Below are 25,760 nucleotides of genomic sequence, written 5' to 3'. Positions count from 1 at the left end.
GCGCGATCAACATTCCTCTCCCTGCCTTTTGCGGGAGGAAATGGCCTTCTTTCCGGTCCGTTCCAACGGCCTCTTTGTCTGGATTTCAATCTGTTTCACATCTTTATCAAAATCCGATTCAAACATCCGGTCCTGGATAATCCGGTACTTCTCGAATTCGCTTTCGGCATGGTCCCTGGCCACCTGGGCGCTGATGCGGCCCGCATTCTGGAGCACTTCCCGGTCATCGAATTCCAGAAACCGATCCAACCGTTTGGCCCAGTCCTCCATGGTCATGGGGATCTTGCGCTGGGCGCGCTCTTCGGCCAGGTCCAGATAGGCATTGACGATGCGGCCCAGGGACTCCAACTCCTCGGCGGTCAGGTAGTTTTTGGCCACCCCCACGTCGGTCTTGAGAATTTTCCCCTCTGGGGCGGATTCCCAACTGGTCAGCCCCATGTGCGGCTTGCGGCTATCCGCTCGTTCCCGGATCAGCTCGGCGGCGGTGTGGCCGTGAATGGCATGGTGCAGCTTGTTCTGCACCTTGGCGAAAAAGGATCGGGTGGTGGGGGCGTTTCGGTTGTAATCCACTGCCGTGGCATAGATGTCGGTGATCTTCTGGTAAAAACGCCGCTCGCTGAGTCGGATCTCCCGGATCTCCGCCAGCAAACGTTCAAAATAGTCTTCGCCCAGAAAGGTACCGTTCTCCATGCGCTGCCGGTCCAACACATAGCCCTTGATGGTAAATTCTCGCAGTACCCCCGTCGCCCATTGGCGGAACTGAGTGGCGCGCACCGAGTTGACCCGGTAGCCCACGGAGATGATGGCATCGAGATTGTAGAACTTGATTTGGTAATTTTTTCCATCGGTTGCAGTTGTCCGGAATTTCCGGATAACTGTTTCTGGAGCCAATTCGCCGGTGGTGAAAATGTTTTTCAGATGTTCGTTGACGGTGCGCACATCCACGCCGAACAACTCTGCCATCAGCTTCTGACTCAGCCAGATCGTATCCTCCTGGTAACGGACCTCGATGCCATCTTCCTCCGCTTGCCGGGTGAAAATGAGGAACTCCGCCGTGCTGTTGCGCACGGTCAATCCGCCGGAGGATTTCCGGGTCATGGCAGCATCGTCCATTTCTTTCTCCAGGGCAGTTCGTTCCGCCCTCTGAGGAATCGTCAACGGCAGCGTTTCCATATTCATGCGCCGTGGATCGTTTGTTCGCGGGCGTCCCTGTTTTTTTTCAGTCCGATGGCCCGGTCCGGAATGGAGACGGCGATCCGGACGGGTTACGGCGTAACAGATGATCCCCAGCCAGCGATTTAATGCGCAATAAATCACCATCCAGGGCGGGATGGCCATGCCACCACTGGTCGTCCGGAGATTGATGCCCAACCCCCAGGCGAACATTTTGCAGGTGGTCGTCGATCATGCGCTGCAGAATGGCCTTGGATTCCGGATCATCAAGGTTTGTCGCCACCTGCATCGCCTCGCGGACCTTCATGCGTCCAATCGCCACCATGCGGTCACCGGTCGTAAACCAGGTCGCCACAAAGCGCGGCGAATGGCAGTCCTGGCAAGGGGTGGCGCGGGCCTCGGCGCGGATGGCCGCGTTCGGGGACGGGAGATCGCCCAGGGTGTCCAAAGGGAGAATTCCTGCCGCCGAATCATGGGCGCCATCGTGAAAATGACAATAGGGACAGGTGGGGGCGCGTTGGTTTCCCTCCTTCAAGGGTTGGGTAAGGTCCAATCGTGTCCCCTCCAGGGTGACGATCACACCATGTTTGGACAGGGTGTAACTGCCGCTCTCCCTCGGATGACACCCGATGCAGGTCTCGTTGCGTCGGGAACGGGCTGCCATGGATCCCTGATGTTCCGTGCCATGACAGGCGGAACACGCGATCCCGGCCTGGGCATGTCGGCTTTTTTCCCAGACCGTGACCAGGGCCGTATCCCGTTCCCGGTGGCAGGAAAGACAATCCGCCACGATGGCATGACGGGGCTTCGCATTCGCGGCCTCCGCGGGGAAGGCCAGGTGGCAGATGCTCAGGCATGGACCAAGCAATAACAGTTTCATTATTGATTTCATCATTGTTCTACCGGAAAACCATCCAGTCGCCACTGTTTGATTCCACCATTTACCAAATAAATCGGGCCGATACCAAGAGCATCCAGCCGCCGGAACGCTTCGGCGGACCGGCGGTCGGTATGGCAGATGATCGCCAGGGGACGGGCGATGGAACGTATCTCGTCCAGGCGTTGTTCCAGCTCGGGCAACGGGATGTTGATGGAGCCGGGGATGTGACCGTTTTCTCCGACAAAATCGGCGACATCGCGGACATCCAACACCACGGGAGGATTTGCCAACGCCAACATTTCCTTGAGGTGGGTGATGGTCAAGCGACTTTTGGCCTGACGCGCCTGTTTGACCCAACGGGGAATCAACAACACCACCGACAACAGGGCCAGCGCCCACATGCCGGCACGCACCGCATCGGCGGAACCCGTGGCGGCCTCACGTCCGGCATGGCCGAGCCAGGCGTAGGCCAGGCCGCCGGGGGCCATGCAGATCAGAGAGGTGATCATGGCGTGGCTGAAACGGATACGGGTCAGTCCCAGGGCGTAGTTGAGCAGATTGAAAGGAAAGACGGGTACCAGGCGTACAAAGGCCACGAAACGCCACCCTTCCGCCGCCACGCCGGCCAACAAACGCCCGGCCAATCCCTCCGCGCGTTTGGCAACCCACGCTCCGGCCAGATAACGGGCGATGAGAAAAGCAATCCCCGCGCCAAGTGTTGCCCCCAGCAGGGAGAGAATACCTCCCAGCCAGGGACCGAACGTCGCCCCTCCGGCCAGTGTGAGGACCGATCCCGGCAAAAAAAGCACCGTGGCCAGGGCATACAGCACGACGAACAACACCATGCCCGATTTCCCCCATCCGTGTACCAGGGATTCCAACCGCGCCGGATCCAGCTGCGCCCGATAATGAAACGCCAGGGCGATGGCGACCAGGAGCAGAAGACCTGTCATCCAACGAATGATGGTTGGAGTATCGCTTTGTGCGGTGGCAGGGGAAGGTGTGTTCATCGGGAGGACTCCTTGCATGGTGTCATGATCATGAATGTCGGCGCCTCAATAGATCGGAATGGCGGCATATCCCTGGGCATGGTATCCGGTCAGGGACACGAAGGTGTTGCCGACCACTTTGATGCCTGGAAGAATGGTGGCATTTTCCACTCCGAAGAGCCTGGTGGCCAGGCCGCAGACCTCCATGCGAACGCCGGGTTTTTTCTGCAAATCGGTGAGCAGGCTGGCGATTTCCGCCAGGAAGGGATGTTGCTCCAGAGGGAACGCCTCTCTGTTGGTGGAGACCAGTTTTACCGCGCCACCATGGAACGCCAGGACGATGGACGGTTTGACCTGTTGTCGCACAAGGTCTGCATGGGTTTGGGCAATCACCTTGAGATAGAGCGGCAGGGTCTGGGCGTTGGCCATGCCGATGTCGAAGACCACTTTGCCCTCGGTGACCCCTTTGAGGGCATCGGCATCGTTGAGGGGTTGCTCCGGAGCGGAGATTCCTGGCACCGGGGAACAGACAAGGAGGACCAGGGCCATTATGAGGGTGAGCATTTGTTTCTGAATCATGTTTTTATTCCTTCAGGTCAATTGTGATCCCGGTTGAACCGGGTGTATTCCCCATCCATCCACAGGGGGCTTGGCGTTACCGTTGCATCGATTTCATCGCTCTTGCGCAAACGTTGGCCGGTCGTGGCGATGTCGCGGGCCTTGGCGTCCAGGCGATCATGAAAGCGATGGGACATTTCCTTCGCACCGTGGGCCATCCCTTTATAGGCCCCCAGGTTGTCAAAATACCACATCTCAAAATAGTCGCGTTCGATGGCGCTGACATTGTAGAAGGCGGAAGCCTGCCCTTCGTAGAAACCGATCCGTTCCCTGGGCCACAGTCTTGCCAGCCAGTCCATGGGGTAGGGGGGGCGTTCCCGGGCCTGTGGGCGCAACAAGGAAGCGCTGCGCAGATCCTTGAGCAGTCGTTCCACGCCGTAGAGTTTTTGCCAGGCCGACCGGCGTTCGTTATCCAGTTCCCGAAAGAAAGCCGGGGCGGTCTCGGGCGGGTGACAATCGGCGCAGGTTGAAAACCAACGTTTGCGTTTGATTTTGTTTTCCGCCGTTTCCGGGTTGACCTCACGGATGCCAAATTTCCATACCGCCTTGTCCGCCACCTGATGGTTGCCATCCTTCATGTGACAATAGGCACAGGTGGGGATGGGATAATGGCCCTTTGTCAGGGGTTTGTTCCAGTTCCACGAGGTTCCTTCCGCGATGTATTTTTTTCCATGGGCGCTGGAAAAATAGGCATCGTCGTCGGGGTGGGGCGGACCACTGTGGCAGGTCAGACAGGCCTCGGGCCGTCGCGCTTCGGCGGGGTCGAAGCGGTGGCGGGTGTGACAGGAATCGCATTTGGTGGCCACCGAATGGCATTGCAGGCAAGAAGCCACTTCCGCCTTGGGTTTGTCGGCAAAGTGTTTGCTGTCCACGGCCCGTTCCATGGCCAGGGCATGACTGGGGAAGCCATATTTTTTTTCCTCCTCCATCTGGGCCAGCCTTTGGGGATGACAGGCGCCGCAGGTCTGGGGTGTCGGAAATACCAGTTTCTGGTGATCCGCTCCATGACACGCGGGACAGGCCACCGGCTCCTTGGCGCTGGCATGACGACTGGCCTGCCAATCCTTGACGATGCCCGGTGTCAACGCGGTATGGCATTCCAGACATTCTTCGGCCTTGAATACCCCCTCGACCACCTTCTCGGGACGGTGAAAGGTGCCTGGATCCCAGTATTCGTGCATGGGATCGGGCTGCCAATGATCGGCATTTTCGCCTGTTCCCCTGGGGTTTTCCGGCAGGCCGGACCACGCCAGCCAGGGGCAGACGAGCAGCACGGCTACCAGGTTGAAATGGCCAATCCGCATAGTGTCCCCAAATTGTCGATGAGTTCCCTGCCGCTGCCGATGCGACCGGAATAATACCACCCCCCCGCCAGCGCCAGGGCCAGCGCCAGAGCAAATCCGGCACTCTGCCACCGGGTGGCGGTCCGGTTCCAATCTGCCAGACGACGCAACCGGAAGCGGTCCTGGCGCAGCGCCGGAAACAACAGATTGCGGGCATCGTGAAAGGCCAGACTGTTGGTCGGGCATTCGCTGACGCAACGGCCACACCCCATGCACTCGGTGGTGTCGATCGTGCCTCGTGCCGCGCCCATCTTCCATACGGCAATGCCCATATCACAGACTTTCTCGCACAGGCCGCACCGGGTGCAGGTGTCGGCAGTATAATCGATACGAAACGGTCCGACTTTATTCAACAATCCGAATGTGGCGCCATAGGGGCACAAATAACGGCAATACCCGCGGTTGCCGACCCAGGGAGAGAGCATCATGGAAATAAAATAGGGAAATGCCACCATCAGTCCGAAAAAGCCCAGATAACCCGCCGTGATGTTGTTCGCCGGACGGGTCATGACCCACATTGCCCCCACGTAGAGGGCCAGCCAGAACCACTTGAGATGCCGCAGACGCCAGGCCCAGGGACCACGGGGGACATGGTCCGCCTGACGGAAGGGAAACCCCACCACCTCTCGGATGCCGACGCAGGGACAGTTCCACCCGCAGATGATTCGCCTGCCGAAAAGAAACACCGCTCCCAGCACCAGGAAAAAGGTGATCGTGCCCGGGGTGTGCAGCGAGGGAAAGGCGGGCAGGACCCCCAGATAGCCAACATAAGGCTCGATGAAGGGAAACAGCCACGGGATCAGCCACCACAACACCGTGACGTTGCCCACCAGGATGATCAAACGTCGCCGATTGTATGGATTTTTTTCCGCGACGATGCGCCAGAGGCCAAACGCCAGGATGAGGACCATTTCGGTATAACGATTGAGCCAGATGGCATTGTCGAACTTGAAGAACCAGGTTTCGTTGAGCCAACCCATGAACGCCCAGAAAAACGCCAACAGCGACACCCCCTTGACCCACCATGGGTAACGTCCCGCGAGTGACCGTTGTTGACCCACGGGCATGAATCGTTTTGGGCGAGGTTTTGCGGGACAGACCCTGGCCGGGGACCGGAGGTCGGCATCGTGACTTGGCGCGTTTTTTTTCTCACCCGACAGGGCGGTCTGACCGATCGGTTGCATGGACCCCATCCTTTTTCGTGGTCTACCAGCGCCGATTGATGGTGTATTCCCCCAGCCTGGAGTACACGGGCATGAGCAGCAGGGCAGTCAAGGGTTGACATTTTTCTGGTTCTCTCTGATGTTCCAGACCGATCTCCATGGCCTCGTGGCCTTCGGCGGGACGGGGCCAATAGGTTCCAAAAATACGATCCCACCAGGAAAGGTTGAACCCAAAATTCATGTTGGCTTCCGGGGAGAGGTGGGAATGATGCGAGCGGTGCATGTCCGGGGTGACGACGAACCAACGCAGCACCCGATCGATCCCTTCCGGCAGGCGCACGTTGCCATGGTTGAACAGGGCCATGGCGTTGAGCAGAATCTCGAACGTCATCACCGCCGCGGGAGAGGCGCCGATGGCGTGAACCGCCGCCAGTTTGAGTCCCATGGACAGGATGATTTCGATGGGATGAAAACGCAAGCCGGTGGTCACATCAAAATCGAGGTCGGCATGATGCACCAGATGCAATCGCCACAGGACCGGCAAGGCGTGAAAGGCGACATGCTGAAGATAGATGACCAGATCCAGCAACATCAGGGCCAGCAGCAGTTCCAGCCATCCGGGGAGCGTGAACTGGTTGAGCATGCCCCATCCCCGTTCCTGTCCGAGACTGGCCAGACCCACCGCCGTGATGGGAAACAGCAGCCGGACCAGAAAGGTGTCGATGGCCACAAGGGCCAGATTGGGCAGCCATCGTTCCTTGCGCGAAAGGGTGCGACCGCGGCGCGGCGCGATCACTTCCCAGATCATCATGGCGGCAAGCACGCCAAGAAAAACTCCCAATCGCAGCATTGATTCATCGTGCATTTTCTTTTTCTCCGGTTGGCGCATTGGCGCGAGGATCGCGGGGGAAGACGATCCCTGGCATCATGCCATTGGTTTCATGGGGATGAAAAACTTCTTGTCATGGAAGATCTTTTCTGGAACGATCCATGGAACGATCCGTCCCGAGAAGAACGGGTGGACAACGCTCACTGGATTATTCAACCATATGATCGAAGAATATTCAACCAAAAAGTAAAACATAATGTCAAGCGATTTTTTCAAGCAGGAATTGTTCGAGCATCTGGCCCGCATCGGCAAGGCTGTGGGGCAGGGACACCGGCTGGCCTTGTTGGAGTATCTGGCGCAGGGCGAACGAACGGTGGAATCATTGGCCCAGATTTCCGGGTTGTCGGTGGCCAATACCTCGAAACATTTGCAGCAGTTGCGGCATGCCGGACTGGTGACGGGGCGCAAGAAGGGACTTTATGTTCATTATGCGCTGGGTGATCCGGAGGTGGTGACTCTGTTGCGGGTCATTCGCGGCATCGCCGAACGCAGGCTGGATGAGGTCAACGCACTGGTGCAAAATTATCTCTTGACCCGGGATGGGATGGAGCCGATTCCCAGAGGGGAGTTACTGGAAAGAATGCGCGCCGGGACGGTGACCGTGCTGGATGTGCGGCCACCGGAAGAATATGCGGCGGGGCATTTGCCCAAGGCGTTCAATATTCCGCTGCGGGAACTGGAGCGCAGGTTTCACGAACTGCCCCAGGAACGGGAGGTGGTGGCCTACTGCCGGGGCGCCTACTGTGTCCTGTCTTTTGAAGCGGTGGCGCGCCTGCGGGAAAAGGGGTTCGACGCCAGGCGATTGGAGGAGGGGTTTCCGGAGTGGCGACAGGATGAGTTTCCGGTCGAGCATTCGGGATGAGAACCTGTTGGCCCGACATGTCGTGGCGTTGAGGGAGCGAAACCATGGAATTTAAATCTTTTGCCGCCGCCTATGACCATTTTAGCGGTGACAACGCCTACAATGCCCAGTACGAACGTCCCGCCATGAGGGCGCTCTTGCCGGAGGATCTGCGGGGGGTGCGAATTCTCGATGCCGGATGCGCCGTGGGTTATCATGCGGCCTGGATGCAGGAGCGTGGCGCTCGGGTGGTGGCGGTGGACAACGATCCATCCATGGTCGAACTTGCCAGAAGACGCCTTGGCGAGGATGGACGGGTGGTGCTTGCCGATTTGGCGAAGCCGTTGGCGTTTCTCGATGAAGGATCGGTGGATCTGGTGTTTTGTTCGTTGACGATGCACTACCTTGCCGATTGGCAGTCGGTCTTTGCGGAGTTTCACCGGGTGTTGGTCAGAGGAGGGCGCTTGCTGTTTTCCACCCATCACCCGTGCGCCGATCAGTCCTGGGGGGGGAGCGATTATTTTGCCGTGGAGCGATTGACCCAGGTCTGGTCGGAATTCGGCCCGAGGGAATACCCAATGGTCTTTTATCGACGTCCGCTTTCGTCAATGATCGCCGACCTCGGCGGCGCGGGATTTCAAATCGAAAAGGTGGTCGAACCCAGGCCCCAGCCGCAAATGCGGCAAACGGCCCCGGAAACCTTTGCCAAACTGTCGCGTCATCCCTGGTTTATCCTCTTCCAGGCGGTACGGGTCGATTCCGGATTCTGTTCTTGACATGTTTTACCGAAAGTGCCTTTATGGTCTCCGTTGCGTGTACCATGATTGAAGATTGTCCACTGGAAATCGATTGCCTGGTGGACCGGGAATAAGTGGGCCCATCCGTCCGTATTGCCATTGGAACCGATGGTGGTGGAGCGGTGGGAGAACCTCGCTTTTTCGTTACGCTTCCAGTGCGGGAAGGTGCTTCATGCGGCAATCCGACAGCCGGGCGTTCACCGCCCAAACCGGTCACGTTCATCCCATCTCCCGTTGCCGCATCTGCGGGTCGGACCATTTGTTGCCTGTTCTTTCTCTTGGCGACATGGCCATGACAGGCATTTTTCCCAAGGATGAACGGGATCCTGTCCCGATTGGGCCTCTGGAACTGGTCAAATGTGCCGGAGAGGGCGAGGCCGAATGCGGCTTGCTGCAACTGGCCCATAATTTCGATCCTGGACAGATGTACGGAATGAACTATGGTTATCGTTCCGGGCTGAACGCCTCCATGGTGCAGCACCTCCACGGGTTGGTCGCCGAGATTCGCTCCCGGATTTCCCTGGTTCCGGGGGATTTGATTCTGGATATTGGCAGCAACGATGGCACATTGCTGGCCGCCTACCCCGAGGCCATGGACCGGGTCGGGATGGATCCGACGGGCATCAAGTTTGAACGTTTCTATCCCCCCGGCGTCTCCCTGATCCCGGATTTCTTTGCCGCCCAGCGGTTCCGAGGTGTGTTTGGCAGTCGCAAGGCCCGGGTGATCACCGCGATTGCCATGTTTTATGACCTGCCCCAACCTTTGGCCTTCATGCGCGAGGTTCGAGAGTGTTTGGCGGATGATGGCCTGTGGGTCATCGAGATGAGCTACATGCCCTTGATGCTCGAACGGCTTGCCTATGATACCATCTGCCATGAACATCTTGAATATTATGGTCTGCATCAGATTCACTGGCTGGCGCAACGGGCCGGTTTTCGTATTCTGAGTGTCGCCTGCAATGACGCCAACGGCGGCAGTTTCCGGATTTTTCTGACCCCGAAGGAAAACCTGGGGTTGGGCTTGGCAGACGACTCCCTGAGCGTCATGCTGGAACGTGAACGACAGCGCGGACTGGATGGGATGGAACCCTTTCGGGAATTTGCCAGAGGCGTTCATCTTCATCGGGATGCCCTGCGCGAGGTCATCGATCACCACCTGCGGGAGGGGCATCGGGTACTCGGTTATGGCGCCTCGACCAAAGGCAACGTTCTGTTGCAATTTTGTGGACTGACCCGGCGGGAGATACCGTTGATCGCCGATGTCAATGAGGATAAATGGGGTTGCGTCACTCCGGGAAGCCACATCCCCATCGCCTCGGAACAGGATGCCAAAGCCATGAACCCCGATTGTTTTTTGGTTCTTCCGTGGCATTTTCGCGCGTTCATTCTTCGGAGAGAGGCCGAATTTCTGCGCCAAGGCGGTCGGATGATCCTGCCCTTGCCTGCCATCGAACAGATTGCCGCCGCGCCATGAACGCATTGGTGGTGGGTTGCCTCGGTCAGGATGGGAGCTATTTGACCGAACATCTCAAGGCCCGGGGGGTGGCGGTGTACGGCCTCGGTCGTCAAGGTCTGCACCTTCCGGACGGGACGCTGGAACCTGATGTCTCGATCGGGAACATTCTCCTGGAACTGCGACCAGAACGAATCTTCCATCTGGCCGCCTATCATCACTCCGCCGAAGAGATGATGCGGGACGACGGCGAAATCATGCGGCGCAGCGTCGAGGTTCATGTGCTTGGGCTGCTGGCTTTCCTGGAGGCGATGCACATCCATTCCCTGGAGAGTCGTCTGTTTTACGCCGCATCTTCCCATGTATTCGGCACGCCGAGGCAGACCCCTCAGGACGAAAATACTCCCATGGATGCACTCTGTCCCTATGGCATCACCAAAGCGGCGGGTGTTCAACTGTGCCGGATGTACCGGCATCGGCATCGCCTGTATTGCAGTGTCGGGTTTTTGTACAACCACGAATCCCCCAGACGCCGGAGTCATTTCCTTTCCCGAAAGATTGTCCAGGCGGCGGTCGCCATTCATCGGGGAGAAAAACGTCAATTGGTGTTGGGCAATCTGGAGGCCCAGGTTGATTGGGGATATGCCCCCGAATATGTCGATGCGATGGTCCGGATTCTGGAGCTTGACCGGCCCGATGATTTTATCATTGCCTCGGGTTCGTTGCATCGGGTGCGTGATTTCGTGGCAGAGGTGTTCGACCAGGTCGGCCTGGATTGGCGCGATCATGTGTCCGTGGATCCTTCCGTGCTCAAAAAACAGGAACTTCCTGGCACGAAGGTTGGCGATTACTCCCGTCTGCACCGGGAAACAGGATGGGCCCCGACGACGAATCTGGCCCGCCTCGCGGCCATTCTGGTCCAGGCCGAGCTGGAACAGGATATCTGAGACATGCACGCATCATCGAAAATATTGATCTTGATCCCGACCTACAACGAGGCCGACAACATTGGCATCGTGATCTCAAGCATCAAAAATCTTGGTCTGGACAGCGACCTGCTGTTTGTGGATGACAATTCCCCGGATGGCACAGGGGCGCTCCTGGCCCGGAAGGCCATCGAGGACCCCACGATTCATGTTCTCCACCGTCCCGGCAAGCTGGGTGTCGGTTCGGCCCACCGTGATGGTATTCGCTGGAGTTATGATAATGGTTATAATATTCTCATCACCATGGATTCGGATCTGACCCATTCCCCGGAGGAGATTCCCCGATTCCTGGCACAATCGGACGTGACCGACGTGGTGGTCGGTTCCCGGTTTACCGACCGCCACAGCCTTCCTGGCTGGATCTGGTGGCGGAAATGGATGACGCATACCGGACACTTTTTGACTTCCAGGCTCCTTGGACTCCCCTACGATGCCACCGGTGCTTTCCGGCTGTATCGACTGTCCCGGATTCCCCGGGGAATTTTCGATATGGTCCAACACCCAGGCTATGGTTTCTTTTTCGAAAGTCTGCACCGGCTGCACTTCAACGGCGTATCCATTCGGGAGGTGCCCATTGTTTTGCCGGCCCGGGCTTACGGGCGCTCCAAGGTCCGATTGAAGGATATACTCTCGGGCATCCAAAATCTGATGAAGCTTGCAGTGCAAACCCGCTTTGCCTCGGGTGCGCTGAGATACCATGCACCGTTTGCGCCTGTCACCGGACATGTACCATCGACCGAAGAGACTGCATGGAATGATTATTGGATGCCGCAAAGTCATCGTGGCAAATGGCTTTATGATCTGATCGCGATTTTTTACCGACGATTCATTATCCGTCCTCTGGTCAATCGCTTTCTTGGTGCTACTTTCGAGCGCAATGCGCGCGTGCTTCATGCGGGGTGCGGCAGCGGCCTGGTGGACATCGATATGGCGCGGCAGTTGCGGATCGATGCCCTGGACATCTCGGCACAGGCCTTGACCGAATATGCCCGACATCACTCCGGTGACGTCACGTTGATCCATGGGTCCATCTTTGCCATCCCTTCTCCGCCACAATACTATGACGGACTGTTCAATCTGGGGGTCATGGAGCATTTTCCGGAAGATCAAATCGTTCCGATCCTGCGCGAATTCAACCGGGTCATCAAACCAGGAGCGTGTATCGTTCTGTTCTGGCCACCCGCCTATGGGTTGACGGTCCGGGTCCTGAAGGGGGTGCATTGGATGTTGCATCGGGTGTTCGACGATAAGATCCAATTGCATCCGCCTGAATTGACGCATATCGTTTCCAGGGAACAGACGGGCCGTTGGTTGGATCAAAGTGGTTTTGCGTTGCGTGAATTTTATTTCGGGGTACACGATCTGTTTACATACCAGGTGATCGTGGCGGAAAAAATAATCCATCGGGATGTACCGGAATAAAAAATTGCCTTCCTGGCAGGGCACCATGTTTTCATTTCTCCAGATCCATGGGGATGGATCATGTCGAATATCAATACCGAGCGATGGAATCAAAATTCTCTCGTAATGCAGGAAAGTTGGCTTGCGAGGGGCCATCGGCATCGGATTGTCGCCCTGTCACGGTTGTATGCGCTGCTGCCCGACCGCCAGGCCGCCATTCTGGATGTCGGGTGTGGTTCTGGATTTTTCCTTCGGGAGTTCTACGCCAAGGGGTACCGCCGTCTTCATGCGATCGAGCCGGATGTGGCGTTGATTGCCAATATTCCCGAGGGGATTGCCCAGGTACGTAACGACCGGATGGAATCGATGGGGTTTGCGGATGCGACCTTTGACGCCCTTTTTGTCTACGGGGTGCTGCACCATTTGAAGGGTGTGGCGGCCTATGCGGCGGCGTGTCAAGAGTTGGACCGGGTGCTTAAGCCGGGAGGAAGAATTTTCATCATGGAACCAGGCCGTTTGTGGATGCTGCGCATGGTCGAATTGGCGACCCGTATGTTGGGACCGATCTCGCCGCCCTTGCGTGCCTTGCGCGAGGCCTTCGAGGAGGAACGGGTGGATCAGGAATTTTTTATCCGAAATCACGTGGTGATCAGGGATCGGTTGATGGATCGGCGCTACCAGGTCGATGTAGACAAATATTTTTTGTACAGTTGGGTCTTTACCGCGCAAAAGCGGTACGAATAACCGTCTCGTGAAGGAGATGATACTCCTTCTTCCAAGGAAAAACATGAATGAGTTTATCTTCTGATTTCTCCAGGCCACCCATGTGGCGTGTTGTCGTCCGATCCGGTTGGCCTCTTTTGTTGCTCGTGGGTGCATTGGTGGTGATGTTCGGTCCCATCTGGAGTCACTATCTTGAATTGGGTCTGGACCCGTATCGTTTCAATGGGGACGCTCGCTCCTACGTCGTCCCGGCGCTGCGTTTCATCGATCCGGAACTGTTTCCCAACAGTCCGGATCTCGACTATATCAAATGGCTCTCTCCCATCGGCTATCAGGCCATCTATGCCCTGTCATCCCACTGGATGGAACCGCTCCTGTTCAGCAAGATGCTGGGAGTGGGGCTGTTTTTTCTTGGTTTGATGGCTGTTGGGTTGGCATCGTATCGTTTGAGCGGGTGGGCTGGGGTCTGGGTTTCCATGGCGCTGATGCTTTCCTCCGGACCGGAACTCAGTGGCATGCCACGTAATTTTTCCATTCCTCTGCTGGCCTTGGCCGTGGCGGCATTGTTGTATGGTCGGGTGATCCTGGTTGCCGCCGTGGTGCTGGTCGCGGCGATGTTCTATCCTCCGGTCGCGGTTCTCGGTGGGTGCATGTTGTTTCTGTGGCTGATCGTCTGGCCGGCATCCGATCGTGGCGATGCGCGTACCTGGTCCTTCAAATCACGGGTGTTGTTTCTGGCGGCAACGGCTTTTTTGTGTCTGGTGCTGGAGGGCAAACAGTGGTTTGGCTCCGAAGGATATGGTCCTTTGCTGACGGCTAAATACTGTGATGCCTATCCCGAAAGCGGACCACAAGGACGACTGGAAGTCGTCAGCGTCTGTCAACCACCCCCACCACTGGTGGAAACCCTTGCCAATCTTTCCCTCGCGACCTTGACCGATCTGCATCGGGGGGACCCCTGGTTCTATGACCTCAGGGTCATGGCCAAATGGAAACTGGCCAGCCTGGGCATCTCCCGTGACCGGTTCCTGGTCGGCATGTTCCTGCTGGTGATGTTGGCGGGTTATGGCCTGAACCTTGTTCGGGATCCGACGGGTCGTCGTTTGTTGATCCTTCTGGCTGCGGGGGGGGTGGGGTATGTTTTTTCGCAGCCGTTTGCTCCTCAATTCTATTATCCGCTCCGCTATCTTGAAAAAACGGTGTCACTCTTTTTGCTGATTGCCCTTCCCGCGACGGTTGCCGCTTTGGCCGTCTGGTTTGGCAACCGATGGAACGGTTCCTGGTTGCGTCGTCCTTTTGTACGATCCACGGCGGTTCTGCTGGTCGGTGGGGCGTGTCTGTTGACGCTGGGGGGGCGGGGCGGGCAGTATGGTGGAATCGATAAGGACCTCACCGGCGCCGCACCCCTCATGAACTATCTGCGCACCCTGCCCAAGGACGCCCTGATCGCCGGGTGGCCCAAGGGGATCACGGAATCCATTCCCTTGCTCGCGCACCGTTCCGTCCTGGTCAATCAGGAAACCCATTGGCCTTTTCACAAAGAATTCACCGACGAAATGCGTGCCCGGACCTATGCCCTGATGGAGGCGTACCTGGCAACCACTCCGGAACCGTTGATCGCCCTCAGGGAGCGTTATGGAGTGATGTATCTGGTTGTCGAACCACGGATTCTGGACAAGGGAAAATTAAAATATTTCAGTCCGTTCATCGAATTCGCCAACCAGAAGAAACGGGAGGGACAGAGTCGTGGGTTCGAAGTGATCCGTCAGATTCCCCATGCCCAGACCTTTTCCATGAAGGATGTGGTCGTCCTGGACTTGCGCCTTCTCCAAGGTGCGCCGATAAATCTGGAAGGAGACAGGCCATGATGCATTCCTATGAGGCGGAAATCGACATCCATGGCCGTATTCGATTGTTGGAACCAACCCGGTTGCACGGTCCTTGTCGCGCCGTGGTCACGGTGTTGGAATCCGTGTCGGATGAGGGAATGGATCGAGCGATGTCGCAAGTTGCCAAGCGTGCGCTGTCCCAGGACAGGGAACGATCCGGGGAGGACGATGCATGGGTGCAAATGCAATCTGCCAACCAATGGGTGACGGAAAATCAACACAAATCAGCATCGGAGAAGACAATCCAGGGCAACAGCGTGGCGTTGCTTCGCTTGCTGCGAGAGAACCGGTTGCCGCGTAAGGAATGCATGACTGGCGAAGAGATCGACGCCCAAATCGCAGCGGAAAGGGAGGCTTGGGATTGAGTTCCACCATCTATCTTGATACCTGCATCGCCATCGATCTGGTGGAGGAACATCCGTTGTGTGGGCCAGTTGTGGAGAACGCACTGTCCAGAGTGTCTGCCGTGATCTGCCACAGTGCCTTGGTGGAATTGGAATCACTGGTGTTGCCCATACGTCAAGGGCAGGAGGGACTGATCCGCCGGTTCCGTCGGTTCTTCGCTGCCAGCAGGCGGTTGTCCATGGCCGATTCCGTCTTTATCCTGGCCGCCGAATTGCGTGCCCGTCATGGTTTGAAGACACCAGACGCTTTGCACCTGGCGGCAGCCATGTACCACGGATGCGATACGCTTTGGACCAACGACAACCGTTTGGCGGCTGCGGTGCCTGGACTTGCAGTCAATGTGTTGGAGATGTAACCCAATAAGCGCGGAAATGAAAAGTGTATTGAATAGCCCCGAGATGGAAGAGATTACTCCGGAGTACGTCACTCAACTCGGAAAAGAATGGCTTGATTTTCTTATAGACACAACACCTGATGAAGAGCTTTTCTCCTTGCCGAAGTTTGGGCATCGACTGGAAATCTCTCATCGAGACGGCGAACGCGATGGTGAGGCCAAGATTCTAACCCGCCAACTACAACGCCGCTTTGGCACTGTGCCTGATTGGGCCAGCGAAAAAATCGTCAAAGCCGAACCATCTTCCCTGGAAGAATGGAGCCTTCGATTTGTAGACGCCCAGTCCCTGGATGACGTTTTTTCGGACAAGGTGTGACACCATTTTCCGAGAACGGTGAACGGTGTACATCTTTTCAGGTAACCAGTCGATACCCAACGCATGACCGATGGCGCTGGGAATATGCCCCAGGGAGGGCGGTCAAGGAATTTCGTTTCCGGTCCGGCCCGAAGCGGTTTTCCGCATTTCCACTTCCATGGGGGGGATTTTCCTGGTCCGGGAGGCGAGGGACAGAATCGGCACGGAAATGGGTCCATCGGGTTGAAGGGTGGTGGCCGGAACGGGAGAAACCTTGGCCGTCCTGTTGGTCTGGCGCTCCTTTTTGCTCGGGATGGATGGCCCCTTGGCGATGACGGGTGCTTCGTTCGCGGTGATTCCGGAATGGGGGACGGCTTCGAGGGTGGATTCTGGAGGCAGAATTTCCCCTCTGGTGGAAACATCGACGGCGGGATCGATGTTCCTGGCGTTTACCGTGGCGGGTTGGTTCATCAGAAACGGAAGGATGCCTGCCAAACAGAGCATTCCCAGTGAACCCAGGGCGGCTGTCATCGGCCTGGGAACGGGAATGCGGATCGTCCTGGCCATGGCCACTGTGGGATGGCTCGTTTTTCTGCCCCAGGAGTGGAATTTGGGACGCCATGAGGTCGAAAATGAAACCTTTCGTGACAACGGTTCGTCGCGAACATGTTTTTCCTCAATGACGGTGGATGCCTCCAACAGGGCCAGATGGATGGCCTGGTGTGCCAGAAGATTGACACGACCCGGATTTCCTTCCGCCGCCTGGTGAATCCTGACCATTGCCTCCTCCGAGAAGGCAGGAAAAGGCGATCCACCATGGGCGTGATCGACGCAGTGTTTCAAGTGTTCTCTCGTTTCCTCCAGCGACAGAGGAGGGATCCGAATATGGCGGACGACACGGTCACGGATCGGTTGCAGCGAGGGGCGTTCCAGAATCCGTTCCAGCGTCTCCTGTCCCATGAGGATGATCCGCACGACTTTCTTTCCATCGGTTTCCAGAGTGTCGAGGAAATGAATGGCATCGAAGGTTTCCGGCGCGATGGATTGCCCTTCTTCGATGATCAATACCCCTTTTCTGTTTTGCGATGCCAACAGAGCCAATGATTCCTGCACCAGGCGTCTTTGGGAATGATTGCCCGATTCCTCCCGGGTTCCGGGATGCAACGAGGCACGTATGGCGCGATACAAACCCTCGGGGGAAAGATTGGGGTCGGTGACATGGATGAAATGAACCCGTTCCTTCAGTTCCTGGCCGAGCAGCCGGGCCAGGGTTGTCCTCCCCGAACCTTTTTCCCCGGTCACGGTGATCAATCCGCCCCCCTCCATCACAAGCCATTCCAGGGCGTCGAGGATCGCCCGGCGCTGACCGCCAGGATGGAAGGCAGCGAGACCCGAATCCATGGCGAAGGGAGTTTCCGAGGTGTACCGAGTGTCCTGATTCATGGCCGTATTCCACCCTTTTGGATCGCCGATGTTGATTTTTTGTCGTTGGGGACAAAAAGCCGGGAGCAGTGGATTTGTTTACGCAAACTCGGGGCCAACGAAGTGATCGGCCTTGCGGGCATGAACCTCAGAGCATGCCCAGATGGACGATGATGGACCAGATTTCCTTTTCCGACAAAATTTCCTTGTAGGGGGGCATTCCCGATTTGAAGGGGACGCCCCCTTCGGCAATGGACCAGAACAGGTAGGCATCCTTTTCCAATACCCGGTCGGCGACGAAATCGAGGCGGGAAGGGGGAATCTCCAGTTGCGACGCATCGACCCCCATTCCTCTTCCCTTGGCGCCATGACAGCGGGCGCAGTGTTTGGCATACAGGAAACCGCCCTCCTCCAGGGCCCGCAGATCGGTCTTCAACGGGTTGATGTTCAATGATTGTTGATTACACAGGGTATTGAGGTAGACCTTGCAATAATAATTTTCCAGGCCATGCTGATAGAAGTAGGAGATGCGATCGATTTTGGCGCCACGCTGGACCGAATGGACCTTTGTTTTGCCATCGGTCGGTCGGTCGTTTCCGGCGGAGGTCATGGTTGTTGTGACCTCGGCGGCGGGTTCCGGGTCGCCCTGGCGCACACGTTCCATCTCCTGGGGGTGGTCTCCGGTTGCGGACCATTGGGACATTTCTTTTTTTACCAGGGGGATCCCCAGGAGGATGCCTCCCAGTCCCATGAAGAGGACCAGACCGGCAAAAAACCATCGCCAGGAAAAACTGAATCGTGAACCGGACCGCGGTCGTCGTGGTGGGGGAACCCGGTCCCATGCCGGAGGGATCGCAACGTCGGGAGGATCGGATCCTCTGGGTGGAATCGAAGGTTCGACCCTGAAAAACATGGGCTCTTCCGACCGGTTTCCTTCCGACAGGGCCGTGGCGAACCGGTCGAGTTCGAGTCCTTTGGCCTGGTCGATGAAATGGTCGTCGGCAAGGAGCTTGTAGAGGTGAATCAGGGGGTTGCTGACCAGGACTCCCTCCTGGATCAACAACAGGTAGAAGTCAATCAGGACCGAGGCATTTTTTCGGGTGATCGCTTCCGATTGATGGCGGTTATTGATCAGGCGGAGAAAATTTTCCAGGTCCTTCTCGGTGACATCCAGAAGATATTTCGAGATATTGTGCAGATAGACCGAGAAATTTTGAATGACTTTCAGGGAGGCTTCCGGATCGGCCATTCCGGTCGTCAGCAGGTGTTTCTGGTAGGAGCCGAAACAACGGGCTTCGACGGCGGACTTGGAATCCGAGCCCAAACCATCGGCCAGCAATTGTTGGCGGCGTTCGAGCACCATCTGCCGTCGGTCCCCGCCCGACTTGCGCCGGTCTTCGGAAAGACAGGGTGCGTCGTCCGCGGCGTTTCGCCGGTCAAAGCCCGGTTTTCGTCGGTCAAAGGCCCTGGGTTTGATTTTGGTGTTCAAGCGTGTCCTTGAGGATGGTGGCGGCAGCGTTGCAAACTCGATGGGCGCCGGCGCGCAAGTGAATGCCAGGTATCGTGCAACCAATTGTCATGCCGATGTTATTTGTTCCCGGTGAAAAAGTAAACCACCCGTTTGTCGATGTGCGCGCGGGAGGCATCGGCCATGGGGGGGATCGGGAAGGTCATGGTCAACCGGAAGGTCGGGATTCCAGATGTTTGGCATGGAGTTTGGCATATTTGACAAAACTGTTGAAGGCCCCCAGTGAAATATGGATCAGCCCCGGCAGGCCATCGAGAAAACCCAGGCGCAGGAAATAAAAACGAATGAAACGGAGCAGTGGGCTTAGAACGATGCGCATTCGTGGAATGGGATGGTGCGCGGCATACATCCGTTCCGCCTGAAGGGTGGTGTACAGGTTTTGCTTGGCGAGATAATCGGCCAGTGTTTGTTCCGATTCATGGTTGAGGTCCCCTTCGAGAAGACCGACCGGTTCATCGGTTTCCACCTTTTCGTGGATGGGATCGACGGACCAGGTGGCGTGCGCACGATGGAACAGGCGCAGGTTTAAATCGGGATACCCCTCGCCATGGGCGAGCCATCGTCCAAGAAACCGGTTGCGGCGGGGAAATCGATAGGCTGTGCGGGATGGGTGCCGCAATACCTCCTGGATGCTTTCCCGCAACCGGGGTGTGACCCGTTCGTCGGCATCCAGGCACAACACCCAATCGTGGGTTGCCTGGGATACGGCGAAACGTTTCTGCGGACCGTAGCCGAGCCAGGATTGATACAGGGTTCTGGCATTGAATCGCCGGGCGATTTCCAGGGTCCTGTCCTGACTGCCGCAATCGACGACGAGAAGTTCATCGGCGAAAAGGACGCTCTCCAGACAAGGTTCAAGTACCTTGGCGGCATCCTTGGTGATGAGGACCACCGACAGGGGCATTCGGTTCAGGGACGCGGACGCAGCCATTCCTCGACCTCCATGGGAGTGATCGTCAGCATGCAGGGAGACGGGGCGCCATCGGGAACCCGTGGACAAATCCGCTGCCGGCATGGGGCCAGGAAACAATCGCCACGGTGGTGATGGTGATGCGGGCAAACGGTTCCGACACGGGCCGGGTCGGTGGGACCATACAGACAAAATGCCGGGGTGGACAGGGCTGCGGCCAAATGCGCGGGGCCAGTATCGACGGTGACGATTCCCCGGGCGGTGGCGATGACCCGGGCCAATTGCGTCAAGGTTGTTTTTTCGAGGATTCTGGCCGAACCGGGGGCAGCAGCGGCGATGGTCTCGGCCCGCCGTTTCTCCGTTTCGTTGCCCCAGGGAAGGAGAATCGGGCAGCGTCCATCAAGCCTTCTGGCCAGATCCCGCCAATGGACCTCGGGCCAAAGTTTGCTTTTCCAGGTGGTACCGTGGATGAAAACAACATGATCCCCCCGGTTCGTGGCAGAGGCCAGGGAGGAATCGAGACCATAGTCGGGAGGGTGGATGGGGAGGGAATGGTTCAAGGCTTGCGAGAACAAATGGCGAATCCGCTCGATGGCGTGCATCTCCTTGGGAACCGCGATTCGATGGTGATAACATCGGCTGGCCAGGGGCTCGCGGGCGCTGTCCTTGTCGAAACCCCAGACCGGCCCACGCCCCATTCGGGCAGGGAGGGCGCTTTTCAACAATCCCTGGGCATCGATGACGATGTCGTAGGCATCCTGGCGCAGTCGATTGAGAAACCTCCGTGGCTCTCCATCGATCCATGCCTGCAAGGGACGTCGCCGCCAGCGGCGCCAGGGGAAAACGATTACCGCCTCAACGGCGGGATGCCAGGTGGGAATTTCCGCCAAAGATTCTTCGACCACCCAATGGAAACGGCATCCGGGAATACTCCGGGCCGCATCGGTCACCGCCGGCAGGGTATGTACAACATCTCCCAGAGAGGAGGTTTTGACAAGGAGAATGTTCACGCAAGACAGTTCTGACCGACGGAAATGAAATTACCGGGGCTTTGCCCCGGACCCTGCCAGGGGCTTTGCCCCTGGACCCCACCAGGGGGATGATCCCCCTGGACCCGCAATAGTTCAATGGTTGCAGCCTTTCGCACTATGACAAAATTGTCTTCAATGAATCAATGACCATTTGTGGGGTGATTTCCTCAAGGCATGGCGCCGGTTCTTCAAGGGGGCAGTGGCGCTTGAAACAGGGGGCGCAGGGATGGTTGCCGGTCAGAATGTGCGCCTGGGGGGAAAGGGGCGGGGTGTGATGCGGGTCGGAAGAGCCGAAAATGGCGACGAGCGGACGGTTCAGAGCGGCGGCGATGTGCATGAGTCCCGAATCATTGGTCACGACCGCCTGAACGAAGGACAGCAGATCGACAGCCTCCCCCAATGAGGTCGCCCCGGCCAGATTGCACCCGTTTGTTCCCGCCGCGGCGGCAATCTCCGCGCCCAGGGATTGTTCCTTTCCGGATCCGAGAACCAGCACCCGCCATCCTTCATGACTACAGTGGCTGGCCAAGGTCTTGAAATGATGCACAGGCCAGCGTTTCGCGGGACCATATTCGGCTCCGGGGCAGAAGGCGATATTGGGACGGCCATCGAGGGGAAGTCCCAGGCCGCGAAAAGTGGCACAAACCCGATGGGGCAGGTGTTCCAGATGGGGCAAAGGGAGGGGGTCGGGGAGGGCTTCCCCCCGTTCAAGGCCCAGGGCCGCGAAGCGTTCGGTCGTTCGGGGAAGCGCCCGGCGCTTGAGTCGGCGGGCATCGTTGAGCAAACCCCAGCGCGCTTCACCGATGAACCCGGTGCGCCGGGGGATGCGGGCAAAAAAAGGGATCAACGCCGATTTGAACGAGTTGGGCAGAACAATGGCACGCTGGTAACATCCGCGGAGCGCACGTCCCAGCGAATGGCGGATACCCAGGCCCAACTGGCCATGTCGCAACGGAAGGTCGATTCCTTGACGGATTTCGGGCATCCGTTCGATCAACGGTTGACTCCAGGACGGGGCCAGGCAGTCGATGGCGGCATTCGGGAACCGGTCCTTGAGAATCTTGAACAGGGGATGGGCCATCACCATGTCGCCGACCCAGGAAGGTCCGACCACGAGAATTGCGTATACCTGATTCAAGGTTTCAATAATCCACTTATCGTACATTGGAATAGGCCGAACCACCTTCAATTTCCACCTTGGAGCGTTTCCATGCCGATGTCAACCCGTCGATGGTAAAGACCGGGATGGGCGTTCGACCGGGAACCGACGCGCGAAAATGTCTTGAGTTGACTCAGGTTGATCGAGAAAAAATAAGAAATAAAATATAAACGTTTATTATCAATTAAAAAAATGTCGCAATCGATGATAAAATAAGGAAAATATAAAGATCGGGTAAAAAATGTTCTCCGCTCCTTTCTTTGTGCTTGAATTGGCAATGAAAAGTAAGTAGAATGGCTGTCAAGGGAGAAAATGTGGATCTTTCAAATTTATCTTCAAGCATCTCAAGGATGAGGCTAATGGCAGGGTATTGAACTCAACTTTTACGGTATCAATATATTTTGTTGTTCATGAGAATTCCAAAACCACGGACCGCAACCCCGGAATACACAAGGGGACAGGGCGGGCAATCCATCGCCGCTGACGGTTGGTTTGAATTCAATCGTGCGTCACCGTGAATTTCTTGTGTTGAGAGAGATGAACCATGGCCAGATCAGACGCAAAGAACGGAGCTTCGGCAGCCACCAAGGAAAAGGTGGCTCTGGATGAACTTTCATTCGATCAGATTCGCGCACTCGAAGAAACCCGGCGCAACGAGGAAGCCTTGCGCCTTCAGGAAGAGGCGGAAAGAATTCGGCAACAGCGTGAGGAGGACGCGGCCAAGGGCAAGAAAAAGCCCGTTGAAAAAATACCGTTGGAGGAACTCCATACGGTCATGGAAGAAAAAAAGGCGGGCCTTCCCGAACGGATCAAAAAACTTCCCAAGGACCATCCCGAACGGGTCCTGTATGAAAAAGGGTTCCGGGAAAGGAGACACAAGGATTGGAAGGAAGCGGACATGAGACAACGCCGTTCGGTGACGACCATCGACCGTCTGGTCATCATCGAATTGTTCGTCTTTGTCTTCGCCGTGGGATTTCTTTATTACGGCGCCTTGCAATACGTCGTGAAGGTCGATGAAACACGGGACGAAATCCTCAATGTTCTCAAACTCAAGCGTTATACCCTGAACGATCCGAAAATTGCCGATGATTTCACGGATCTCTACCGCACCAACTGGTTGCCCGAACTCAAAATAAAACTGGGACGGGCCCGGTCGCTGGAGTTTAACTTTGATTCCCTCGAAGACAATCCCGAGGAGGGGACCTATCTCGATTACATCAAACGCCACAACAAACCCTTCGACGAACGGGAGGCGATGGCTTGGCACATTCGGGAAGTACGCAAACCAAAGAAAGCAAAGGAAAACGATTGATCCTTGGGTGTTCTCTTCAGGGCGGGAATCTGATCACCTGTTCTTTTCCAAGGGCTTTGAGGATGGCATTCTTGTAAACGTTCTCTTCGGGAAGGGTAACGTTATTGAATGCTTCCTGCACTTTGTAGACCGTGGTCGATTGGGTCAGCGTTTCCGTCAGCGGGACCAGGCTGCCATCGGCGTTCTCCTGGCCAGAAGCATGATTGTAGGCCACGAATGTAATCGATGCAGGCTGGAGGGCATACCGGACGAGCCCATCTTGGCCGCCAAGCCGGCTCATGATGCGCTCATAGATTGGTTCAGGGCAGAGGAAAAACAACCCCTTTTTGCACAACTCTTCGCGTTGCAGCACTTGCCCTTTGTAAATGAGTTGGGGAAGGATGCGTTTGGATACGTTTTCCCAGTTCAACCCGGCAGTCGTTTTGACGACCTGCCGGCCCTTTGTGAGCGCTGCGAACCCGTTCCGGTAATTGCCAGTCGTATCAATTGTCTGGACTTCGACAGCAACAAACTCTTCCAGATCCCCATTGGCATCCAGCTTTGCGAGCACCCAGTCCACGAAGTATCCGCCCTTCCCGGATTTCTGAGGAAGGCGGAGTTCTCCTCCCCATCGTTTTCCGAATACGGCGATGCATGGCTTTCCGTTCGTCTGCGCGGAAGCAACCGCCTCTCTCCCTGGAATGAGGCTGAGTTTGGCCCCAAACGCTTTCTGGACCACATCGTGAAGGATTCTGTATTCTCCGGCATAGAGCCGGATTGGGCAGCAAATTACCGGATCGCTGGTCATCGGCTTGAGGGTGCAGACACCGGAGACCGTGCCATCGTTGAATGTCTTTTCGCACGTATCGTCCACGATTGGGCAATGTTGCCGTTCGGCGGCTCCACATGCCGTTGCCGACATGTCGCCGGACCGGTATCCGAAGAACTCCCAAATCGTCCCAGCCATTACAGAGCCCTTGTCAACGCTTTGGCCTCATGGCCCAGTGCGCCGGCAAGGGAACGCCCGATGGCGGCTGCCAACAATGGAGGCACTGCATTCCCAACTTGTTCGTACTGCTCCACCCGCGAGCCGGCAAAGCGGAATGTATCGGGGAACGTCTGGAGCCGGGCGGCTTCCCGGACAGTGAATGCCCGGTCTTGATTGTAATGGAAATAGGCCCCCCAGTGTGGATCGCATTTGGTCAGAATCGTGGAAGCCAGGCCGTCGGGATCTACCCGGCCATAGCGTTTTGTGTGGTCGGACCGCCGGGCGCGCTGCATTCCCCGAGGCAACAAGTGCTCCGGGATATCCGTCCAATTGCCCCCAGGGGGGATATGAGCCAACCGTTCCAGGTTGATCTTGCTCAGACGTGCGGCTTCATGGTTTGCAACGCCATTTGATCCAGCGCGCATGGCGCGTTGAAAATCATTGACTGGCCTGGTGCGGTACTTTTTGACCGCATCGCCTCCTTCACCGTTTCTCAGGACAGGCAGGTCGCTGATGGCGTCCTTCACTGAAATGAACGGAGGCAGTTCAATTTTTCCTGGCAGGGAAACGATGTTGCGGCCATCAAAACGGGAAGTGAAATTCACCCGAATCGGCGCTTGGCGCACGGGTTCCGGGAAAGCCGCCGTTGGAGCATCGGCATCGCGCACGCCGATGATGATTGTCCGCCAGCGGGTTTGAGGAACACCGTAGTGTGGCGCGTACAGGATCCGGACATCGGAATGATAGCCATGCTTCTCCAGGGCAGTCAGGATTGCCTGAAGCGTCATTCCTCCTTCAAAGGATACCAAGCCTGGCACATTCTCGATGAGTACCGCCTTGGGATCGAATTCGTCCACGAAGCGGAGGAATTCCTTGAACAAGTGGTTCCTTTCGTCATCCGTGGAGCGCAATGGGGCGTTGATGGAAAAGCCTTGGCATGGGGGTCCGCCAGCGATCAGGTCCAATTCGCCTTTCCTGATTCCAAGGCGGTTCCTGACGAAACTTGCATCGACTTCCCGGATATCTTGCTGATCGATCATGGAGCCTGGGTGGTTGAGCGCATAGGTTTCGGAATGGCGGACCTGGATCTCGTTGGCATAAAGGCCAGCGAACCCGGCTTCCCGCAATCCTTCGGAAAGGCCGCCAGCTCCAGCGAACAGATCGATCATTGTGAGTCCTGTCATTGCAT

25 protein-coding genes are annotated in these 25,760 nt (G+C 56.9%); 11 read left to right on the top strand and 14 right to left on the bottom strand.

The window, feature by feature from the left end:
- Window positions 1-6: 6 nt before the first annotated feature.
- From HQL76_10590 to HQL76_10560, 7 genes are all read right to left on the bottom strand, one after another.
- Window positions 7-1,098 (bottom strand): virulence RhuM family protein, encoded by a 1,092-nt coding sequence (locus tag HQL76_10590; protein ID MBF0109612.1) that lies wholly within the window; start codon window positions 1,096-1,098, stop codon window positions 7-9.
- A 121-nt stretch (window positions 1,099-1,219) separates the two neighbouring features.
- Window positions 1,220-2,053, bottom strand: a complete 834-nt coding sequence (locus HQL76_10585; protein ID MBF0109611.1) for a hypothetical protein — start codon at window positions 2,051-2,053, stop codon at window positions 1,220-1,222.
- Window positions 2,054-2,064: 11 nt separating this feature from the next.
- A complete protein-coding gene (locus HQL76_10580) occupies window positions 2,065-3,006 on the bottom strand; it encodes a VTT domain-containing protein (protein ID MBF0109610.1) in 942 nt (313 codons plus the stop codon).
- 102 nt (window positions 3,007-3,108) lie between these two features.
- A complete protein-coding gene (locus HQL76_10575) occupies window positions 3,109-3,606 on the bottom strand; it encodes a DsrE family protein (GenBank protein ID MBF0109609.1) in 498 nt (165 codons plus the stop codon).
- A 32-nt stretch (window positions 3,607-3,638) separates the two neighbouring features.
- Window positions 3,639-4,964 carry a hydroxylamine oxidoreductase gene (locus tag HQL76_10570; protein MBF0109608.1) on the bottom strand — a complete coding sequence of 442 codons (1,326 nt, stop codon included), beginning with the start codon at window positions 4,962-4,964 and terminating at the stop codon, window positions 3,639-3,641.
- Entirely contained in the window at window positions 4,937-6,187 is a 1,251-nt protein-coding gene (locus tag HQL76_10565) for a 4Fe-4S binding protein (protein MBF0109607.1), read from the bottom strand. Before HQL76_10565 ends, HQL76_10570 begins: the two co-directional genes overlap by 28 nt.
- Before the next feature lie 22 nt (window positions 6,188-6,209).
- The gene (locus HQL76_10560) at window positions 6,210-7,031 is read right to left on the bottom strand and encodes a sterol desaturase family protein (protein ID MBF0109606.1); all 822 of its coding nucleotides are present in this window, start codon (window positions 7,029-7,031) and stop codon (window positions 6,210-6,212) included.
- A 220-nt stretch (window positions 7,032-7,251) separates the two neighbouring features.
- Between HQL76_10560 and HQL76_10555 the strand changes: the two genes are divergently transcribed.
- The 10 genes from HQL76_10555 to HQL76_10510 all read left to right on the top strand — a co-directional run bounded on the left by HQL76_10555 (window position 7,252) and on the right by HQL76_10510 (window position 16,260).
- Window positions 7,252-7,917, top strand: a complete 666-nt coding sequence (locus tag HQL76_10555; GenBank protein ID MBF0109605.1) for a metalloregulator ArsR/SmtB family transcription factor — start codon at window positions 7,252-7,254, stop codon at window positions 7,915-7,917.
- A gap of 44 nt (window positions 7,918-7,961) precedes the next feature.
- Window positions 7,962-8,672, top strand: a complete 711-nt coding sequence (locus HQL76_10550) for a class I SAM-dependent methyltransferase (protein ID MBF0109604.1) — start codon at window positions 7,962-7,964, stop codon at window positions 8,670-8,672.
- 193 nt (window positions 8,673-8,865) lie between these two features.
- Window positions 8,866-10,167 (top strand): class I SAM-dependent methyltransferase, encoded by a 1,302-nt coding sequence (locus HQL76_10545; protein MBF0109603.1) that lies wholly within the window; start codon window positions 8,866-8,868, stop codon window positions 10,165-10,167.
- A complete protein-coding gene (locus HQL76_10540; GenBank protein MBF0109602.1) occupies window positions 10,164-11,093 on the top strand; it encodes a GDP-mannose 4,6-dehydratase in 930 nt (309 codons plus the stop codon). Before HQL76_10545 ends, HQL76_10540 begins: the two co-directional genes overlap by 4 nt.
- 3 nt (window positions 11,094-11,096) lie before the next feature.
- Entirely contained in the window at window positions 11,097-12,554 is a 1,458-nt protein-coding gene (locus HQL76_10535) for a glycosyltransferase (protein MBF0109601.1), read from the top strand.
- 60 nt (window positions 12,555-12,614) lie between these two features.
- Entirely contained in the window at window positions 12,615-13,277 is a 663-nt protein-coding gene (locus HQL76_10530) for a class I SAM-dependent methyltransferase (GenBank protein ID MBF0109600.1), read from the top strand.
- Window positions 13,278-13,324: 47 nt separating this feature from the next.
- On the top strand, window positions 13,325-15,124 hold the full coding sequence (locus HQL76_10525) for a hypothetical protein (GenBank protein ID MBF0109599.1): 1,800 nt from the start codon (window positions 13,325-13,327) through the stop codon (window positions 15,122-15,124).
- On the top strand, window positions 15,121-15,510 hold the full coding sequence (locus HQL76_10520; GenBank protein ID MBF0109598.1) for a hypothetical protein: 390 nt from the start codon (window positions 15,121-15,123) through the stop codon (window positions 15,508-15,510). Before HQL76_10525 ends, HQL76_10520 begins: the two co-directional genes overlap by 4 nt.
- The gene (locus HQL76_10515) at window positions 15,507-15,905 is read left to right on the top strand and encodes a type II toxin-antitoxin system VapC family toxin (GenBank protein MBF0109597.1); all 399 of its coding nucleotides are present in this window, start codon (window positions 15,507-15,509) and stop codon (window positions 15,903-15,905) included. The genes HQL76_10520 and HQL76_10515 overlap by 4 nt, the downstream gene beginning before the upstream one ends.
- A gap of 16 nt (window positions 15,906-15,921) precedes the next feature.
- Complete coding sequence (locus tag HQL76_10510) at window positions 15,922-16,260, top strand: DUF4351 domain-containing protein (protein MBF0109596.1); 339 nt, start codon at window positions 15,922-15,924, stop codon at window positions 16,258-16,260.
- 102 nt (window positions 16,261-16,362) lie between these two features.
- On the opposite strand, the gene HQL76_10505 is transcribed toward HQL76_10510, so the two are convergent.
- From HQL76_10505 to waaF, 5 genes are all read right to left on the bottom strand, one after another.
- Complete coding sequence (locus tag HQL76_10505; GenBank protein MBF0109595.1) at window positions 16,363-17,682, bottom strand: AAA family ATPase; 1,320 nt, start codon at window positions 17,680-17,682, stop codon at window positions 16,363-16,365.
- Between the two features lie 127 nt (window positions 17,683-17,809).
- Complete coding sequence (locus HQL76_10500; GenBank protein ID MBF0109594.1) at window positions 17,810-19,150, bottom strand: cytochrome c; 1,341 nt, start codon at window positions 19,148-19,150, stop codon at window positions 17,810-17,812.
- A 187-nt stretch (window positions 19,151-19,337) separates the two neighbouring features.
- On the bottom strand, window positions 19,338-20,093 hold the full coding sequence (locus HQL76_10495; protein MBF0109593.1) for a glycosyltransferase family 2 protein: 756 nt from the start codon (window positions 20,091-20,093) through the stop codon (window positions 19,338-19,340).
- A gap of 5 nt (window positions 20,094-20,098) precedes the next feature.
- Window positions 20,099-21,109 carry a lipopolysaccharide heptosyltransferase I gene (waaC, locus tag HQL76_10490; GenBank protein MBF0109592.1) on the bottom strand — a complete coding sequence of 337 codons (1,011 nt, stop codon included), beginning with the start codon at window positions 21,107-21,109 and terminating at the stop codon, window positions 20,099-20,101.
- Window positions 21,110-21,245: 136 nt separating this feature from the next.
- On the bottom strand, window positions 21,246-22,295 hold the full coding sequence (waaF, locus tag HQL76_10485; protein ID MBF0109591.1) for a lipopolysaccharide heptosyltransferase II: 1,050 nt from the start codon (window positions 22,293-22,295) through the stop codon (window positions 21,246-21,248).
- A 538-nt stretch (window positions 22,296-22,833) separates the two neighbouring features.
- On the opposite strand from waaF, the gene HQL76_10480 reads away from it, so the two are divergent.
- A complete protein-coding gene (locus tag HQL76_10480) occupies window positions 22,834-23,604 on the top strand; it encodes a hypothetical protein (protein ID MBF0109590.1) in 771 nt (256 codons plus the stop codon).
- 16 nt (window positions 23,605-23,620) lie between these two features.
- Here HQL76_10480 and HQL76_10475 read toward each other — a convergent pair whose 3' ends face one another.
- On the bottom strand, window positions 23,621-24,550 hold the full coding sequence (locus HQL76_10475) for a hypothetical protein (protein ID MBF0109589.1): 930 nt from the start codon (window positions 24,548-24,550) through the stop codon (window positions 23,621-23,623).
- On the bottom strand, window positions 24,550-25,755 hold the full coding sequence (locus tag HQL76_10470) for a DNA cytosine methyltransferase (protein ID MBF0109588.1): 1,206 nt from the start codon (window positions 25,753-25,755) through the stop codon (window positions 24,550-24,552). The genes HQL76_10475 and HQL76_10470 overlap by 1 nt, the downstream gene beginning before the upstream one ends.
- Between the last annotated feature and the right edge of the window lie 5 nt (window positions 25,756-25,760).

Source organism: Magnetococcales bacterium (assembly GCA_015228815.1).
Lineage (GTDB): Bacteria > Pseudomonadota > Magnetococcia > Magnetococcales > UBA8363 > UBA8363.
Note: the sequence above shows the minus strand (reverse complement) of the source record. Positions and strands in the feature narration are given on the sequence as shown.